The 17,534-nt window shown below is 68.1% G+C and carries 16 protein-coding genes and 1 riboswitch; of the genes, 7 read left to right on the top strand and 9 right to left on the bottom strand.

Annotated features, from left to right (window positions below; genetic code table 11):
* From hutH to Y958_RS25545, 3 genes are all read left to right on the top strand, one after another.
* Nucleotides 1-1,515 carry a histidine ammonia-lyase gene (hutH, locus tag Y958_RS25555; protein ID WP_088874713.1) on the top strand — a complete coding sequence of 505 codons (1,515 nt, stop codon included), beginning with the start codon at nucleotides 1-3 and terminating at the stop codon, nucleotides 1,513-1,515.
* 46 nt (nucleotides 1,516-1,561) lie between these two features.
* Nucleotides 1,562-2,242 carry a GntR family transcriptional regulator gene (locus Y958_RS25550; protein ID WP_088874712.1) on the top strand — a complete coding sequence of 227 codons (681 nt, stop codon included), beginning with the start codon at nucleotides 1,562-1,564 and terminating at the stop codon, nucleotides 2,240-2,242.
* Between the two features lie 128 nt (nucleotides 2,243-2,370).
* Nucleotides 2,371-3,834 carry an APC family permease gene (locus Y958_RS25545; RefSeq protein ID WP_088874711.1) on the top strand — a complete coding sequence of 488 codons (1,464 nt, stop codon included), beginning with the start codon at nucleotides 2,371-2,373 and terminating at the stop codon, nucleotides 3,832-3,834.
* Here the strand turns inward: Y958_RS25545 and Y958_RS25540 are convergent, their stop codons facing one another.
* The 5 genes from Y958_RS25540 to Y958_RS25520 form a co-directional block, all read right to left on the bottom strand.
* Nucleotides 3,835-4,251, bottom strand: a complete 417-nt coding sequence (locus Y958_RS25540) for a type II toxin-antitoxin system VapC family toxin (protein WP_088874710.1) — start codon at nucleotides 4,249-4,251, stop codon at nucleotides 3,835-3,837. It lies immediately after the preceding gene.
* Nucleotides 4,248-4,499: an AbrB/MazE/SpoVT family DNA-binding domain-containing protein gene (locus Y958_RS25535; RefSeq protein ID WP_088874709.1), complete on the bottom strand. Its 252-nt coding sequence runs from the start codon at nucleotides 4,497-4,499 to the stop codon at nucleotides 4,248-4,250. Before Y958_RS25535 ends, Y958_RS25540 begins: the two co-directional genes overlap by 4 nt.
* A 70-nt stretch (nucleotides 4,500-4,569) precedes the next feature.
* Nucleotides 4,570-5,883: a spinster family MFS transporter gene (locus Y958_RS25530; protein WP_088874708.1), complete on the bottom strand. Its 1,314-nt coding sequence runs from the start codon at nucleotides 5,881-5,883 to the stop codon at nucleotides 4,570-4,572.
* Between the two features lie 86 nt (nucleotides 5,884-5,969).
* Nucleotides 5,970-8,171: a TonB-dependent receptor gene (locus Y958_RS25525; protein WP_088874707.1), complete on the bottom strand. Its 2,202-nt coding sequence runs from the start codon at nucleotides 8,169-8,171 to the stop codon at nucleotides 5,970-5,972.
* Nucleotides 8,172-8,249: 78 nt separating this feature from the next.
* Complete coding sequence (locus Y958_RS25520; protein ID WP_186291490.1) at nucleotides 8,250-9,029, bottom strand: alpha/beta fold hydrolase; 780 nt, start codon at nucleotides 9,027-9,029, stop codon at nucleotides 8,250-8,252.
* 213 nt (nucleotides 9,030-9,242) lie between these two features.
* On the opposite strand from Y958_RS25520, the gene Y958_RS25515 reads away from it, so the two are divergent.
* The 4 genes from Y958_RS25515 (at nucleotide 9,243) to Y958_RS25495 (ending at nucleotide 12,884) form a co-directional block, all read left to right on the top strand.
* Entirely contained in the window at nucleotides 9,243-9,944 is a 702-nt protein-coding gene (locus tag Y958_RS25515; protein ID WP_004273323.1) for a TetR/AcrR family transcriptional regulator, read from the top strand.
* A 44-nt stretch (nucleotides 9,945-9,988) separates the two neighbouring features.
* Nucleotides 9,989-11,545: an AMP-binding protein gene (locus tag Y958_RS25510; RefSeq protein ID WP_244909602.1), complete on the top strand. Its 1,557-nt coding sequence runs from the start codon at nucleotides 9,989-9,991 to the stop codon at nucleotides 11,543-11,545.
* On the top strand, nucleotides 11,542-12,312 hold the full coding sequence (locus tag Y958_RS32175; protein ID WP_211098716.1) for a MaoC family dehydratase: 771 nt from the start codon (nucleotides 11,542-11,544) through the stop codon (nucleotides 12,310-12,312). Before Y958_RS25510 ends, Y958_RS32175 begins: the two co-directional genes overlap by 4 nt.
* A gap of 41 nt (nucleotides 12,313-12,353) precedes the next feature.
* A riboswitch (SAM-I-IV-variant riboswitch) is annotated at nucleotides 12,354-12,478 on the top strand.
* A gap of 49 nt (nucleotides 12,479-12,527) precedes the next feature.
* Nucleotides 12,528-12,884, top strand: coding sequence for a hypothetical protein (locus Y958_RS25495; protein ID WP_088874705.1), 357 nt, complete (start codon nucleotides 12,528-12,530; stop codon nucleotides 12,882-12,884).
* Nucleotides 12,885-12,899: 15 nt separating this feature from the next.
* On the opposite strand, the gene Y958_RS25490 is transcribed toward Y958_RS25495, so the two are convergent.
* The 4 genes from Y958_RS25490 to Y958_RS25475 all read right to left on the bottom strand — a co-directional run bounded on the left by Y958_RS25490 (nucleotide 12,900) and on the right by Y958_RS25475 (nucleotide 17,220).
* Entirely contained in the window at nucleotides 12,900-14,216 is a 1,317-nt protein-coding gene (locus Y958_RS25490) for a TetR/AcrR family transcriptional regulator (protein ID WP_186291489.1), read from the bottom strand.
* Between the two features lie 238 nt (nucleotides 14,217-14,454).
* Nucleotides 14,455-15,081: a cytochrome P460 family protein gene (locus Y958_RS25485; RefSeq protein WP_211098715.1), complete on the bottom strand. Its 627-nt coding sequence runs from the start codon at nucleotides 15,079-15,081 to the stop codon at nucleotides 14,455-14,457.
* A gap of 39 nt (nucleotides 15,082-15,120) precedes the next feature.
* Complete coding sequence (locus Y958_RS25480; protein ID WP_088874702.1) at nucleotides 15,121-16,128, bottom strand: GlxA family transcriptional regulator; 1,008 nt, start codon at nucleotides 16,126-16,128, stop codon at nucleotides 15,121-15,123.
* 144 nt (nucleotides 16,129-16,272) lie between these two features.
* On the bottom strand, nucleotides 16,273-17,220 hold the full coding sequence (locus tag Y958_RS25475) for an aldo/keto reductase (RefSeq protein WP_088874701.1): 948 nt from the start codon (nucleotides 17,218-17,220) through the stop codon (nucleotides 16,273-16,275).
* Between the last annotated feature and the right edge of the window lie 314 nt (nucleotides 17,221-17,534).

The raw sequence follows: 17,534 nt of genomic DNA, 5'->3' as shown, positions 1-17,534 counted from the left end.
ATGCACACCCTTACCCTGGTCCCCGGCCGCCTGACCCTGGCTGACCTGCGCGCCACCTTGGCGGGCCCTGTCCACCTGATGGTGGATGACGCCACCCTGGCGAATGCGGAAAAGTCCGCCGCCACGGTCGACGCCGTCATGGCCGCGGGCCACACCGCCTACGGCATCAACACCGGCTTCGGCTTGCTGGCCAAGACCCGTATCGGCAACGACCAGCTGTCGCAGTTGCAGCGCAACCTGGTGCTGAGCCACGCCGTGGGCACCGGCCCGCTGCTGGACGACGCCATCGTCCGCCTGATCCTGGTGCTCAAGATCTCCAGCCTGGCGCGCGGCTATTCCGGCGTGCGCAGTAGCGTCATCCGGGCGCTGGCGGCGCTGGCCAACCACGGCGTCTACCCCTGCATCCCGTCCAAGGGCTCCGTCGGCGCCTCGGGCGACCTGGCGCCGCTGGCCCATCTGGTGGCGCCGTTGCTGGGCGTGGGCGACGTGCGGGTGGACGGCCAGATCCTGCCCGCCGCCGAAGGCATCAAGCGGGCGGGGCTGGCGCCCGTGGAACTTGGCCCCAAGGAGGGCCTGGCGCTGCTGAACGGCACCCAGGTGTCGACCGCCCTGGCCTTGAACGGCCTGTTCGCGGCGGAGCGGGTGTTCCAGGCGGCGCTGACCGCCGGCGCCCTGTCGGTGGACGCGGCGCGGGGCAGCGACACGCCCTTCGACGCCCGCATCCACGACCTGCGCGGCCAGAAGGGCCAGATCGACACCGCCGCCGCCTATCGCCGCCTGCTGGACGGCAGCGCCGTGCGCGCCAGCCACCTGGATTGCGAGCGGGTGCAGGACCCCTATTGCCTGCGCTGCCAGCCGCAGGTCATGGGTGCCTGCCTGGACCAGTTGCGCATGGCGGCGGGCACCCTGCTGATCGAGGCCAACGCCGTCACCGACAACCCCCTGGTCTTCCCCGACACCGACGACATCCTGTCCGGCGGCAACTTCCATGCCGAGCCGGTGGCCTTCGCCGCCGACCAGATCGCCCTGGCGCTCGCCGAGATCGGCAACCTGTCGGAACGCCGCATTGCCATGCTGGTGGACCCGCACCACAACGGGGGCCTGCCGGCCTTCCTGGTGAAGGACGGCGGCATCAACTCCGGCTTCATGATCGCCCACGTCACGGCGGCGGCGCTCGCCAGCGAGAACAAGGGCCTGGCCCATCCGGCCTCCGTCGACAGCATCCCCACCTCCGCCAATCAGGAGGACCACGTCTCCATGGCCACTTGGGCCGCCCGCCGCCTGATCGACATGGCCGACAACGCCGCCGGCATCGTCGGCATCGAGGCGCTGGCCGCCATCCAGGGCCTGGAATTCCATCTGCCGCTGAGGACCTCGGAAGCATTGGAGGCGGCCCGGGCCAAGCTGCGCGCCGTGGTGCCGGCCTACGACCAGGACCGCTACTTCGCCCCCGACATCGCCGCCGCCAAGGCCCTGGTGGTGAATGGCGACCTGGGCGCGGGGCTGGCGTTCTAGTAAGAGGGACGGCATTAGGGCGGCATGAGCGGGAGGTAAGCGGGCCTTGACCACCACTGACGAACGCCTGAGCGAACGGGCCTATCAGGCCCTGCGCGCCGACATCATGCTCTGCCGGCTGACGCCGGGGCAGCGGGTCAGTGAGGCCCTGCTGGCCGAGCGGTTGGGCTTCGGCAAGGCGCCGGTGCGTACCGCCCTGGCCCGCCTGTGCCAGGAAGGGCTGATGGCGGCGCGGGCGCGCAGCGGTTTCACCGTGGCGCCCATCACGCCGGAAGACATCATGCACTGCTTCCAACTCCGCCTGACCTTGGAGCCTATGGCCGGGCGGCTGGCGGCGGGGCGGTTGACCACGGCGCATGTCCGCCGCCTGGTGCGTGCCACCACCATTACGGTGGAGCCGGACGACCCCGACCAGCACCGCAAGATCCTGGAGGCCGACCAGGATTTCCACGAGACCATCGCCGAGGCGTCAGGCAACCCGCGCCTGCACCAGATCCTGCAGAACCTGTACGAGCGCGGGCAGCGCCCCCTGTTCATGGGGATCCCCCAGTCCGAAGGGGCGGCGGCTTACCGGGCCGGCAGCCAGCCGGTGCTGGCCGCCCTGATCGCCGGCGATGGCGAGAAGGCGGCACAGCTGCTGTATGAGCATGTCTATACCGGCCAGAATTTCGTCATCGAGGCGGTGCTGCGCCGATACCCCTCACCGGAGGATGAAGGCGTGGATTAAAAATTTGATCGCGTTCAGGGCCCGGGCTGGGACGGGCGTGCCGGAACGTGCTAGGACGGGAATAACGGATAGGACAGGGCCCCGGACGTGCGGCCCACCTGATGGTGCGAACGGGGAAAGGGACGGGTATGGGGTTATGGACGGTCAAGCCGGTCGATGCGCTCATCGCGGCCGGTGAGGGGAAGCACGGGGCCGCAAAGCTTGCGCGTGGCCTGGGCACGCTGGACCTGATCCTGGCGGGCGTAGGTTGCACGGTGGGGGCCGGCATCTTCGTCATGACCGGATCGCAGGCCGCCACCCATGCGGGGCCGGCGGTCGCCATCTCCTTCGCCTTCGCCGCGCTGGCCTGCCTGTTCGCCGGGCTGTGCTTCGCCGAACTGGCCACCGTCATCCCCGTGGCGGGCAGCGCCTACAGCTACACCTACGCCACCCTTGGTGAAATCGTGGCCTGGCTGGTGGGTTGGAACCTGGTGCTGGAATACATGATCAGCGGGTCGGCCGTGGCCGTGGGCTTTTCCGGCTACCTCAACGCCTTCCTCGGGCAATGGGGGGTGCATCTGCCCACCAACCTGGCATCGGCCCCCTTGTCCTACTCGGATGAGAAGGGCTTTGAATGGACCGGGGCCTTCATCAACGGGCCGGCCGTGTTCATCATCGCCCTGTGCGGCGTGATCCTCAGCCTGGGCATCAAAGAAACGGCGCGCTTCAACAACATCTCCGTGGCCATCAAGGTGGGCGCCATGGTGCTGTTCGCAGTGGTGGGCATCTTCTACGTCGATACCGCCAACTGGCATCCCTTTATTCCCGAGAACACGGGCGACGGCGCCTTCGGCTGGTCCGGCGTGTTCCGCGCCGCCGGCACCCTGTTCTTCGCCTATATCGGCTTTGACGCGGTCTCCACCGCGGCGCAGGAGGCGCGCGCGCCCCAGCGCACCGTGCCGCGCGGCATCCTGGGCGGCCTGGCCGTCTGCGTGACGCTGTACGTGGTGGTGGGCCTGGTCATGACCGGCCTGGCGCCCTACACCATGCTGGACGCGCCCGAGGCCATCTTCATCGCCATCAAGAACGCCGGCCCGTCCCTGGCCTGGCTGGGCATGATCATCAACCTGGCCGCCATCCTGGGCCTGGGCTCCGCCATCCTGATCTGCAACTACGGCCAGATCCGCATCTTCTACGCCATGGCCCGCGACGGCCTGATGCCGCCGTCCTTCGCCTCGGTCAATCCGGAGCACCATGTGCCGTGGCAGGCGACGCTGTGGGTGACGGTGGTGGCCGCCATCATCGGCGGCATCGCCCCCCTGGACGTGCTGGGCGACCTGGTGTCCCTGGGCACGCTCATGGCCTTCGCCCTGGTCTGCGTCGCCACCCTGGTGCTGCGCGTGCGCGACCCGCACCGCCCGCGCCCCTTCCGTGTGCCCTACCTGCCGGTGGTGGCCGTCGTCGGCGCGGTGATCTGCGTGGCGCTGATGATCTCGCTGGGTCTCAGCAACTGGATCCGCTTCGGCGCGTGGAGCCTGCTGGGCCTGGCCATCTACTTCCTCTACGGCATGCGCAACTCCGCCCGCCAGCGTGAGGCGCAGCTGGCGGAGTGATCACCCGGCGGACAGCATAAGGGCGGGTTCGGCAGCGTTCCCGCCCATACGCCGCCAGCGATTGACGGCGCCACGATCAAACGAAACAAACACTTCACCACCCTTGTCCCGGCCATCGGTCGCGATGGCCCCATCGGCGAAGTCACCACCGGCGCGCAGGAAAGCGACACCCGCCATCAGCGCCTGCCTGTCGATGACGATTGTTTCGACAAGAAGCAGGCGTTCCAACTGATCCGCGATATCCGCGGCGGGAAGTCGATACCCGCGTCGCAGTACCCATGCCGCCTCGCACAGCGCGGGCAGGGGAATGACGATCCGTGTCCCTTTGATCATCAGGGCGCGTGCCTGGGCCGCCTGCTCTGGATCGTCTTCAATGAAGAAACGGACCAGGATATTGGTATCGATTGTGATCTTCATCGTTCGCCGGCCCAACCGGCCGCGATCGCCTCATTCATCTCATCAATGGTAAGGACAGGCTGGCCGGGCCGTTTCAGCGCACCGAACAGCTCCGTTATGGCTAGGCCCGGTTTGGCATGGACCTGGACCCGGCCATCCGGCAATAGATCGACCACGACCTTGTCGCCTGGCCCTATGCCTAAGTGAGCCAGGACTTCCTGACGCAGGGTGACTTGGCCCTTGGCCGTTACCGTCAGTTCGATGGACATCGGAAAAATCCCTCCCGTGGGAATTTCCACATTGTAAGGCTCCTAGCCCTTACCCGCAACCCATCGGACTTCACCTCTCCCAATCCCGTTCCAGACGGCGGCTGGAAAGGATGAAGAACAGCGCGCTCAGCAGGTAGAAACCCAGCCCGATCAGCATGGAATAGCGCAGGGCCTCGGTGCCGTACCGGGGGGCCAGGAGGTCGGACAGACGGCCGAAGAAGAAGATGCCGAAGCCGATGCCCACCAGGTTGTTGATGAACAGGAAGATGGCCGAGGCGGTGGCCCGCATGGCCGGCGGCACCACGTGCTGCACGGCGGCGATGACGGGGCCCAGCCAGGCGAGGCCCAGGGCCAGCGGCAGGGTGCATAGCGCCCCCCCCAGCCACAGCTCCTTGGCCAGGAAGCCCAGGGCGTAGAGCGGCACCGCCACCAGGAAGGCCACGGCTGGCACCAGCGGATAGGCGGCTTTGCGCGCGCTGCCCAGCCGGTCGGCCAGGGCGCCGCCAGCCCAGATGCCCAGCGTGCCGGCCACCAGGCTGCCGACGCCCAGCAACAGCGACACGTCCTTCAGCGCCATGCCATGCATGCGCGCCAGGAAGGCCGGCATCCAGAACGCCAGGCCATAGCCCAGCACGGAGCAGGAGGCGGCACCGGCCGACAGCAGCCAGAACGACGGCTTGGTGCCCAGAATGGACAGCACGGCCCGCAGCGGCACTGGGGCACCTGCGTTCTTCACCGCGTCGAACGCGCCGCGCATCGGCTCGCGCACGCAAATCAGGAAGATGGGCGTCATGATCAGGCCGGCGATGCCGCAAACGGTGAAGGCCAGGCGCCAGTTCACGGCCGTGGCGATGTAGCCGCCCAGCAGGATGCCCAGGGCACTGCCGAAGGGGATGCCGAAGGAATAGACGGCCAGGGCGCGGGCGCGCTGGTGCTTGGGGAAATAGTCGCTGATCAGGGAATAGGCGGGGGCCACGCCACCGGCCTCGCCCACGCCCACGCCCATGCGGCACAGGAACAGTTGCCAGAACAGGCCCACCTGGCCGGTCAGCGCGGTGAAGCCGCTCCACAGTGCCAGCGACACGGCCATGATGCGCACCCGGCTCATGCGGTCGGCCAGGCGGGCAATGGGGATGGCGAGGAAGGTATAGAACAGGGCGAAGGCCGGCCCGCCCAGCCAGCCCAGCTGCGTATCGGTCAGGCCCAGCTCCGTCTTGATGGGCAGGGCCAGAATGCTGAGGATCTGCCGGTCCACGAAGTTCAGGGTGTAGACCACGAACAGCGCCGCCATCACCAGGACGCGGTAGCGAGGCCGTGCCTGGGTCGGGGCCAGAACCGGTGACGGAGGAGGAACGGCGGTCTCGGTCATCGTGCTCTCGCTCATGGGTGATCCTGGCTGATCTCTAGCATGGGTAAGCGGGCGGAACCGCTGATCTGGATCCGCCCGCTCAGGCCCCAAACGAACCGTTGTCAGAAATGCAGGCCGATGGTGCCGGTGATGGTGCGCGGCGGGCCGTAATAGGCGGCGAAGGAATTGGCATAGGTGGCGCCGCCGAAGGGATAGCCGCCCACGCGGTACCGCTCGTCCGTCAGGTTCTTGGCATGCAGGCCCACCTGCCAGTGGTCGTCGGCGGAGGTCCAGATGAAGTTGAGGTCCAGCAGGGTGTAGCCGGGCTGGTCCAGGATGCTGGCGGTATCGTACAGCTGGGTGAAGCTGCGATAGGACACGCTCGCCGAGGAATTCAGGGTGCTCTTGTCATCGAAGGGCAGCAGGTAGGACAGGGTGAAGCCGGTGGTCCATTTGGGCGTGTTCTGGAAGCCCCGGGTGTTGGCCACATCCACGTACTGCCTGCTGGTCAAGTCGTAGGACAGGAACTTGTCGAACTGCGCCAGGGTGTAGCCGACATTGGCCTGGGCGGTCAGCTGGCGGGTCAGCTTGGCCACGGCCTCGAACTCCAGGCCGTAGATATGGCTGGCGCCGGCGTTGTCGACGAAGCTGGCGATGCCGGTGGCGGTGGGCACCTGGGTCGTCACCTGCTGGCCGCTGTAGTCGGCGTAGAAGCCGGCCAGGTTCAGGGTCAGGCGCCGGTCCAGATAATCCCCCTTCAGGCCCACCTCATAGCTGTCGACCGTCTCGGGGTTGTAGCCCTTGACCGTGTCGGGGGTGAGCACGGCGTCGCCGCGCATGTCGAAGCCGCCGGACTTGAAGCCCTTGGAGTAGGAGACATAGCCCGTCACGTCCGGCGTCAGCTTGTAGCTGACGCTGGCGCGCGGCGTGAATTCGCCGAAGCTGCGGTCGTTGGTGTAGTTGGTGCGGATGGAGAAGGGCGCCTGCTGCTTGCCGCCGAACATGGGGCTGCGGATGCCCAGGTAATAGGCGCGATAGACGCTGCCGGTCTTGTCGTCGTTGGTGTAGCGCCCGCCCAGCGAGACCTTCAGGTCGTCGGTGAGGTCGTAGCTGAGGTCGGTGAAGCCGGCGATGCTCTTGGTCTTGACCGAGCCGGAGGTCAGGATGCTGAGGCCCAGGTTCTGCACATCGGTGTCGAAGGCGCCGGCGGCGGTCGCGTCCATGTAATAGATGCCGGCCACGCCCTGCAGCCGTTCGCCGGCGTAAACGGCCTGAACCTCCTGGCTGAACTGGTGGTCCTTGTACCAGGCGGGTACGTCCAGATAGGGCTGGGGCAGGTTGTCGAAATCGATGTTGGTCTGGGTGTAGCCGTCGCGATAGGCGCTGATGGCCTTCAGCAGCCACTGGTCCGACAGCTGCCATTCGGCCGTCAAGGACATGCCCCGGTTGGTCACGAAGTTGTGGTCGCCCACGCCGGCCATGGTGTCGTAATCGTCGGGCAGGGGAGCGGCGCCAGCCGGTGTCGCCGTTTCGCGGTGGCCGCTCTTGGCGTTGGACATGTCGTTGGTCTGGTCGGCCGCCACCTTGATGGTGAATTTCTCGGTAGGCTTGAATTCCGCGCTGATGCGGCCGGCCACCACGTCCTTATTGTACTGGTCGGCGCCGGTATAGAGGTTGTGACCGTAGCCGTCGTGGCGGTAGATGGCCACGGCGCCGCCGATGGCGAACTTCTCACTGAGCGGCGTGCTGCCGGACAGGATGACGTTGTGCTCGTTATAGCTGCCGATCTCCACCCGCGCATTGGCGGTGGGCTGGTCGGTCATGTCGCGGGTCACGTACTTGATCGCGCCGCCGATGGTGTTGCGGCCATACAGCGTGCCCTGCGGCCCGCGCAGCACCTCGATGCGGCTGACGTCGTAGATGTCCAGTACAGCACCCTGCGGGCGGGCGACGTAGACGTCGTCGACGTACAGGCCCACGCCGGGCTCGAAGCCCCACAGCGGGTCCTGCTGGCCCACGCCGCGGATGAAGGCGATGAGGGTGGAGTTGGAGCCGCGCGCCACCTGCACCGTGGTGTTGGGCGACTTGTATTCCAGGTCGGTCAGGTTGACGGAGCCCTGGGCCTGCAACTGGTCGGCGGAAATGGCGGTGACCGCCACCGGCACATCCTTCAGGTTTTCCGCCCGGCGGCGGGCCGTCACCACCACCTCTTGCAGCACGTCGCTGTCGGTGGCGGGGTCGGCGGCCTGTTGCGCCCACGCCGCATCCCCCAGCATCAGACCCGCGACCGAAACGCCCAACAACCAGCGTGCAGCTTTGCTCATTCCCTTTGCCCTCCCGTCCATGGCCCTGTTCATGGGCCCGTTCTTTCGTCCGTTGATCGCCGTTCCCCGCCCAACCCCTCAGGGCGGCAGGCCGGCGGCGAAGCCGGTGATGATCTCGTTGAAGCGCTGCGGTTCCTCCAGATGCGGCGCATGGCCGGAAGCGGCGAAGGTGACCTGTCGCGCCTGGGGCAAGGCCGTCGCCAGCCAATCGGCCGTGCCGGCGGGATAGAGCTGGCTCAGCCCCCCGCGCAGGATCAGCGTGGGCAGGTCCAGCCGGCCCAGGTCGGCCCGGAAATCCTGGGCCAGCAGATCCAGCCATAGGGCGGCCATGGCTTCGGCATCGCATCGCGCGACCTCTCCCTCCACCCAGCGGCGCAGGTCGGTGTGCAGGCTGCCGGCGGCGAAGATGCGCCGGGCGATGCGGGGCGCAAACACGGCCCAGTCGGTGGCCAGCAGGCGGGCCGCCTGGGGCCCACGCGCCTGGACCGCCCCCCGCAGGCCCCAGGGCCAGCCGGTGTCGTTGCACAGGCGCGGGCTCATATCCACCACCACCAGGCCGGTCACCCGTTCCCCGGCGCCATCCAGCAGAGCGCGCCACGCCACCATGGCCCCCATGGACCAGCCGACCAGCATGGCGCCCCGCAGATCCAGGGCGTTCAGCAGGGCACGCAGCGCATCCGCCTGGTGCCGCACGGTGGGGTGGGGGACCGGGGTGGCGCCATGGCCGGGCAGGTCGGGCGCCAGCACCTGGAACGACGCGGCCAAGTCGGCGAACTGCGGGGCGAAGAAGCCGCCATGGGTGGCCCAGCCGTGCAGCAGCACCAAAGGGCGGCCCTTGCCAGCCAGACGATAGGTCATCAGCCCGCCGTCAGCCGGTATCAGCGGGCATGAGTCCTCCCCGCGTGGCCGGGCCCCGGCCTGTCGCCCCAGTTCGTGCATCGGTGTTTTCCGCGCTTCGTGGTATCCACCGACGGTAGCGTCGGCGGATCATCCTCCCGCCGTCATGCTTGCCGTAAGATGAAAGTTGAGTCAACGTTCAAGTTCTAGAAAACGAGAGAGGGAGATTGGGGCATGGCGCGTTCACCCGAGGCGGCGAAGCGGGCTGCCGGCGATGGCGAAACCGATGCCATGACGCAGGGCGGCGTGGGCGAGGGCCCTGAGACCGAGGCGGCGCCTGGGGAAGCGGCCGCCGACAAGACGCCGCGTACCGAGCGGGGCAAGCGCACTCTGCGCAAGCTGCTGGACGCCGCCGCCCTGGAATTCGGTGAGCGCGGCTTCCACGAGGCATCGGTCAGCGGCATCACCCAGCGCGCCGCCGTGGCCCTGGGCACCTTCTACACTTACTTCGACAGCAAGGAATCGCTGTTCCGCGCGCTGGTGGAGGATATGGGCGCGCTGACCCGCCGGTGGATCGCGGAGCGGGTGGCCCACGCACCCGACCGGCTGACGGCGGAACGCCTGGGTCTGGAGGCGTTCATCGAGTTCGTGCGCGCCCACCGCAACCTCTACCGCATCGTGATGGAGGCGCAGTTCGTTGCCGAGGATGCCTACCGGCGCTACTATCAGGTGTTCGCCGACGGCTATATCAACAATCTGGAGTCGGCCAAGAAACGGGGGGAGATACGCGAGGGCGACGTGGAGGTGCGGGCCTGGGCCTTGATCGGCGTCAGTGTCTTCATCGGCCAGCGCTACGCCGTCTGGGGCGACGACCGCCCGGCGGCGGAGGTCGCGGCAGAGGCGGCCGACTTCATCGCCCGGGGTCTGAAGCCCTAATTGACCAAGCCTTAAGCTGACTGGATCATTTCTGAACCGGAACAATGAAGGAGCGGGGCGTCCGCCGCCAAACCATGTGGGATCTGTTCGACCTGACGGCGCAGCGCGCCCGGCTGTCGCCGGACCGCAGGGCCCTGGTGGACCTCACCGCGGTTGGGTCCGCTGCCGGGGCGCTGACCTATGCCGGCCTGGACGATCGCGCCGCGCGTGCCGCCAGCCTGCTGGCCGCTTTGGGCGCCGAGCCCGGGGACAGGGTGGCGGTGCTGTGCCGCAACCGACCGGACTTCTTCGTGCTGCTGTTCGCCTGCGCCAAGCTGGGCTGCCTGCTGGTGCCGCTGAATTGGCGCATGCCGGCGGCGGAACTGGCTCCCGTGCTGGCCGACTGCCAACCCCGGCTGCTGTTCCATGGGGTCGAGGACAGGGCTACGGCCCAGGCCCTGGCCGATGGGCTGGCCCTTGTCGATCTGGCCCTTGTCGATCTGGACGATTGCTTCGAAGCCCTAGTGGCGAAGCAGTCGTCGTTGCCGTCCCGCGAGGTCTGGCCGGCCGATGATGTCTGGTACCTGCTCTACACTTCCGGCACGACGGGGAAGCCGAAGGCCGTGCTCTACACCTACGGCATGGCCATGGCGAACTATGTCAATCTGCGCCAGGGCGTTGATTTGTCGGAGAATGACCGCACCCTGAACTACCTGCCGCTGTTCCACACCGCCGGCATCAACCTGCACACCCTGCCGCTGCTGATGGCGGGAGGGGAGGTGATGGTGCAGTCGCAATTCGACGCCGGCGCTGTCTTGGACCTGATCGCCCAGGGCCGCATCACCACCTTTTTCGGCGTGCCCGCCGTCTATCGCCAGCTGGCCTTGCATCCCCGCTTCAGGACCACGGACTTGGGCGCCGTGAGGCGCTGGGCCTGCGGCGGCGCGCCGCTGGAGGATGCGCTGGCCCGCCGCTTCGTCGAGCGCGGGGCGTTCGTGTGCAACGGCATGGGCATGACGGAGACGGGACCCACCCTGTTCCTGAACGACCCGGCCGGGGCCGCCGCCAAGGTGGGCTCCATCGGCAAGCCGCAAATCCTATGCCGGGTGCGCGTGGTAGATGGGGCCGGGCGGGACGTGCCCGCCGGCCACGTGGGCGAGGTGTGGGTGAAGGGGGCCGCGGTCACGCCCGGCTATTGGCGCCAGCCGGCGGCCACTGCCGCCGCCTTTTCCCCCGACGGTTGGCTGCGCACCGGCGATTTGGTGCGCCAGGACGAGGACGGCTATTACTACCCTGTGGGGCGGTTGAAGGAGATGTTCATCTCTGGCGGGGAGAACGTCTATCCGGTGGAAGTGGAGAACGCCTTGCTGCGCCATTCCGGCGTGCTGGAGGTTGCGGTGGTGGCAGTGCCCGACCCGGTGTGGGGGGAGGTGGGGCATGCCCATGTCCGCGCCCAGCCCGGCACCGACATCGACAGCCTGGCCAGGCATTGCCGGGGGCTACTGGCCGGCTACAAGGTACCGCGCCGGTTCGTGCTGGTGGAGGATTTCCCCCGCACCGCCGCCGGCAAGATCCAGAAGCACCGTCTGGTGCCGCCGCCGGGGTTGGATCTGGCCTCGTGATCCTCACGCGCACCCTGACCCAGGATGATTTCCACGCCTTCGCCCGGCTGTCGGGCGATGACAACCCCATCCATGTCGATCCCGGCCACGCTGCCCTTACCCGCTTCGGCCGTACCGTGGCGCATGGTGCGCTGCTGTGCGCCCTGCTGCGTGGCCTGGCCGCCGATGCGCAGCCCGGCCAGCCGCTGGCCCGCCTGGCCGTGACCTTCCCCGCCCCCGCATACGCGGACGAGGCGCTGACCTTCCGCGCCGATCCGCAAGACGGCGCCCACGTGCGCCTGCTGGCCCAGCGGCGGGCGGACGGCCAGGTCGTGTGCGACGGGGTGGCCACCCTGGCGCCGCTGGCGCCGGATGAGGACTGGCGCGAGCCGCCGCGGGGCGCCGCCGCCCACGTCACCCGCCTGTACGCGGACCAGGATCTGGCGCTTTATGAGCGCCTGACCGGCCATCGCCTGCGCGAGCCGCTGGTGCTGAACCTCTTTTCCTTCCTGCTGGGCGTCCGCCTGCCGGGGCCGGGCACCAACTACCTGAAGCAAGACACGGTGTTCTGGCGCCGGGTGCCCTTGGATGCGGCGCTGTCCGCCACTGTGGCCATCACCCGCCTGCGACCCGAAAAGCGGCTGGTGGACTTGGCCACGGTGTGCCGTATTCATGACAGCGGGCGGGATGGCGACATCGTCGCCACCGGCCGCGCCCTGGTGCTGGCGCCGCACTGGACGCCGGATGACTGGGACCGTCATGCCCAATTGGCGGCTTGCCAGGCCTAACGGTTGCGGGTATCCACAACGCGCCGGTGTTCGTGCCGGCACTGTTGCATCAGGAGCGGGGCCGGCGTCCCGCACCAACCTGCCAGCCCAGGCAAGGTGGTTTCCGCGTTCGCGCGGAGATGTGGCGGCCCCCGGTTCCCGGGCGGCGGCAACCAAGTGGGTCGCAGCGTATGGTCGCGTCATGCCGGGTCAGCTCCGTCTGGAGTGGACATCCCGTGCATATTCCCGCCGCTTTCCCGCTGAATACGCCCAGTACCGTCACGCAGGCGGAGGAAGATTCGCCGACGCCGGTCCTGGGCACCGCACCGGGCATCACCAGCCATCCGGGGGATGCCGTGCATCTGCTGCGGGAAGAGCGCATGCCCCTTGCCGGCGTGCCGGACTGTGTCGCCCGCACCTACGCCGTCATCCACCGCCGCCACGGCGTGTACACCCATATCTACACGGTGCTGGAAAGCCGGCAGCATGTGCGCCGGGTGGCCCATTTGCGGCGGGTTCTGGCCGGCGAACAACTGGCCGCCGCCCGCGCCTGGGTTCTGGCCGGCCGCCATCTGGGACGCCTGGCTTTTTAACGTCAGGGCTTTCAGTCAGGGCTTGGGCATCGCCGGCTGCAGATAGCGCATCAGGACGATCATCTCGGTGGCGTAGCCGTCGACATCGGGCGGGTCGTCCATGGCGTGCAGGATCTGTGCGCGCCCCTGCATCCAGGTGGACACGATCTGCGCCTGGAAGGGGGAAAGGGAGGCCTGCGGCCCCACCACGTGATCCAACGCCGCGCGAATTCGGGAGCCCCGGCCCTGGCGAAAGGCCAGATACAGTGGCACCAGGCTGGCGTCGCGGCAAGCTTCCAGGGCGAAGTCGCCCATGGCGTGGGTGGTGTTGCGGCCGGCGATGCGTCCGCCCTCCACCGGCGTCAGCATGTTGTCGGCCACGGCCCGCAAAAACATGCCCAGCGGTGGCGGTTCGCGGTGCACCGCCGGGATTTCGCGCCGCAGCTCCTCATGGATGAACTGGAAGGCGCGGCGGATGATGTCGCCGCGCGAGCGGAAGTAATAGGTGGTGGAGGAGAGGGACACGCCCGCCCGCTGCGCCACCGCGCGATGGGTCACGGCGGCCACGCCCTGGTCGATGATGGTGGCCACGGCGGCGGCGACGATGCGCCGCTCCGTCTCTCCCACCGGTTCCCCACCGTCGTCGCCCGCGCCGCCGGGACGGCGCAGACGCTCATGCCACAGGGCGCCACGGCCTTCTTCCGGATCGCACAGGTGGCGGATGTTCTCCACCACCGACAGGGCGAAGCCCGATGCGCCGCCGGCCACCAGCAGGGTGGACCGGTCGCCCACCAGATAGTGGGTCATGATGTCGGCGATATGGGTGGGCAGGCCGGCCAGCGCGAACAGGTCACGATAGCGGCCGCGCCGCTCCTCATACCATTGCGTCAGGATGGGGCGCAGGGCGGGGGTATGGCGGGCCTGGTGGATCAGCTCGTACCATACCAACTCGATGGTGCCCTGGCGGGACGACAGGTCCAGCGCCTGCACCACCAGCGCGTCGGCCAGGGCGTGGACGGGCAGGCCGCCGTCGCCCAGCGAAACGCGGAACTGGGCCCAAGCTTGCCGGTCACGCTCCGCCGCGGCCAGGAACACGGCTTGGGTCAGGCTGTCCTTGTCGCCCAGGTGATAGGGAACGGCGCTGGTGGACAGGCCGGCGGCGGCGGCCAGGTTGCGCACGCTCAGCGCCTTCAGACCGCCCTGGGCCAGCAGGGTGTGCGCCTGGTCGATCAGCCGTTCCCGGGTGCCGTCCTGGGACCGAGCCGCCGTGCGGGATGGCGCCGAACCTCCCGCCGCCGCCGGCGGAGACTCGGAAAGGGACGGGTCCAGGGGGGGGATCAGGCCGGGCTTCATGACCGCGCTTTTATCTGCCGAAGCGCACTGATAGTCCATCCCCGACACGACGGCAACGGCGCCGTGTCAGAATACGTCACAAAGGCCCGACAGGACGGCCCGGCCCGCGATTGCCCTGGCCGGCAGCAGGCGCCGCCTAGAGCAAGATGCGATCAGCCATGATCGCATCTTGCTCTTAACCTATTCATAATAGAGCGGATTTACACGATCAGGTGACACCACCTGATCGCGTTCCGCTCTAGGGATTTTCGGCCAGGTATGCGGCGCTGAAGGTTTTCTTAGCCTCGGCGATGGGGCGCAGGGTTGGATAGAATTGCACGAAAGTAGTGTTCACCGCCCCATGGTCCCGATGGCAGCTGTAACAACTCTGCTCCACCGGCAATTGCTCCGCGGGTGGGGGAGCCGCCTCGCCCGCGTTGAAGGAATAGAAGCCCCAGCCGTCGTCGTGGAAGCGGGCGGTATCTTTCACATGAACCTCCAGCCCCATGACCTCCGACGTCTGGAAATGGCCGGACTTGTTGATGGAGCCTTTGTCCGCCGCGCCGCGCACCTCCAGCACGAAGGTTGTCTTCTCCGGCCAGGTGCCCGTCTGTTTGAAGGCCAGATAGGCCTCGCGGTTCACGAAGACGTTGTCGAACATGGAATGGCCCATGCGCATGGCCGGGCCATAGGCCATGTCGATGCCGGTGGTGACATAGACCCATTCCCGATAGTCGGCGGGGAAGGTCAGTCGGTCGTCCTTGTCGAATTGTGGAACGAAAGGGGCAGGACGGTCCGTGGCGGTGGAGCCGGTCGCCGGGGTGAGCAGCAGGCAAAGCAGGGGCATCGCCGCCGCTAGGCGGCGGGCAGAGGAAAACCAGGCCATGGGGCCCTCCGGTGGTGGTTCAGGGTGGAATGAAACGGCTCAGCTGCTGCCGGCCGGGGAGAAATGCGCCTGATATTGGCTGGGGGACACGCCGTAGCGCTGGCGGAAGGCCCGGCGGAAGGCGTCGGCGCTGCGGAAGCCGATGGCGGCGGCCAGCGTGTCCACGCTCACGCCTGGCTGTACCAGGCGGCGGCAGGCCTCGCCCAGGCGCAGGTCAGCGACATAGTCGGCGGGTGGACGGCCCAGGGCGGCGGTGAAGCGGCGCCGGAACTGCCGGGGACTGAGGTTCACCCGCGTCGCCAGTTCCTCTACCGACAGGTCGCGGTCCAGGTTGCCCAGCATCCAGGCCGACAGGTCGGCGAAGCGGTCGGCCGCCCGGCTTTGAAACCGCAGCGGTTCAGAGAATTGCGCCTGGCCGCCCGGGCGCTTCATGAACACCACCAACTCCCGGGCCGTCGCCAGGGCCAGGGCCGGCCCGTGGTCCTCTTCCACCAGCGACAGGGCCAGGTCGATGCCGGCGGTGACGCCGGCGGCGGTGTAGAAATCGCCGTCCTTCAGGAACAGGGCGTCGGCGCAGACGCTCAAGCGCGGGAAGCGCCGGGCCAGGTCGGCGGCATGACGCCAGTGGGTGGTGACACGGCGGCCATCCATCAGGCCGCTGGCCGCCAAGCCGTAGATGCCGGTGCAGACGCTGGCCACGCGGCGGAAGCGATGGGCGTTTCCGACCAGCCACTGCGCCACGGCGGCATTGGTGACAGGCTCGCGCAAACCTTTGCCGCCGGCAATGATCAGGGTGTCCAGGTCCGGCACATCGTCGGCCGCCAGGCTGTGCGCCGGGGTGAAGGTCAGGCCGGACTCGCTGGTGAAGGGCCCTGCCTTCACGCCCAGCGGCACGACGCGATAGGGCCGTTTCCCCGGCGCCATCTCGGCCTCGCCCCATTCCGCCAGGTCGGCGGCATTGGCGAAGACCTCGGCCGGACCGGTCACGTCCAGGGCGTTGACGTCGTCATAGCCCAGAATTCCGATGCCTGCCGGTGCCCGCGTCATTCCCCATCCCCCTCATCGCGCCGCCTCTCCGGTCGGCCGCGTCGTGGGGGCAGTATCAGCCGGGCGCGTGCCGGGCGGAAGGACATCCCCCCGACACTATCGGCCACGACCGGTGGCACCATGCGGAATGGCACCATCCCTCATTCAGGGAACTTCATGGCCCTGGCTGGCCTCCAGAATCTGGAACCAGTGCTGGCGCTGCATCTTCAGTTGCGCTGCCTGCATGTAGGTGCGCACGCGGTCCAGCCGCGTGGTGCCCAGCACGGGCACGGGGCGCGACGGGTGGCGCATCAGCCAGGCCAGCGCCACGGTGCCCGGGTCGCCGATGCCCATTTCCGCACCTACGGCCTCCAGCGCCGCCAGGGTGCGGCGCGCCTGCTCCGTGGCGCCGGTGAACAGGCCGCCACCGCCCAGAGGTGACCAGGCCATGGGCCGCATGCGCAGTTCCAGCGCCTGGTCCAGCGTGCCGTCGAACAGGGGCGCCAGGCTGGTGACGGAGAATTCGATCTGGTTGGTCACCAGCGGCCGGCCCAGGCGGGATTGCAGCAGCCGCACCTGTGACGGGTTATGGTTGGACACGCCGATGTGGCGGATCACGCCCGACCGCAGCAGCCGGTCCAGCGCGTCGGCCGTATTGTCCGGGTTCATCAGCGGATCGGGCCGGTGCAGCAGCAGCAGGTCGATATAGTCGGTGCCCAGGTTGCGCAGCGATTGCTCGACCGAGGCGATGATGTGGTCGCCGCAGGTGTTGTAATGCTTCACCACATGGCCTGGCCGCTGCGGCGACAGTAGGGCGATGTCGCACTTGGTGACCAACTGCAGGGCGGAGCGCTTGCCGCCCCATTCCTTCAGCGCCTGGCCGAACAGGGCTTCCGCCCCGTAATCGCCGTAAATGTCTGCATGATCGAAGCTGCTGATGCCCAGCTGCAGGCATCCGTCCAGGAAGCGGGCAAGCTTTGCCGGGGTGCCGGTTTCTTCCCCCTCGCGCGAGCGCCACGCTCCCCAGACCAGCGGCGACAGTCGCGGGCCTTCGGCGTGGAGGCAGCTCTGGGCGTCGGGAACGGGCGGGGTGTGGGTGGGGGTGCCAGGCATGGATCAGGATCCGGTTCTAAGATGGGGAATGGAAACCGTATGAAAACCGTCTGGAGAAAGGGACGTTGTTGCCGTCCCGTCCGTCCAGCGCCGATCTTCGACCTCTCCAGGGACCGCCGTCGAGTGGAAAACGTCAAGCCCACGCCATATGCCACGCCCGGCCGCCTTCACCGTGGCCGCACGCGGGGCGTTGCCCGTCCGCCCTCTGTCGAGAAGGGTAGGCCCGGCCTCTTGTCGCCGCGCCGGCGCTGCTGGCACAATCCCTGCATTCTTGTCAGGCCATGCGTCGTCCACACCGGCGGTGCCGGTATCGA

The sequence above is a fragment of the Nitrospirillum viridazoti CBAmc genome (assembly GCF_000730165.1).
GTDB lineage: Bacteria > Pseudomonadota > Alphaproteobacteria > Azospirillales > Azospirillaceae > Nitrospirillum > Nitrospirillum viridazoti.
The sequence above is the reverse complement of the archived record's forward strand: the minus strand, read 5'-3'. Positions and strand labels throughout refer to the sequence as shown.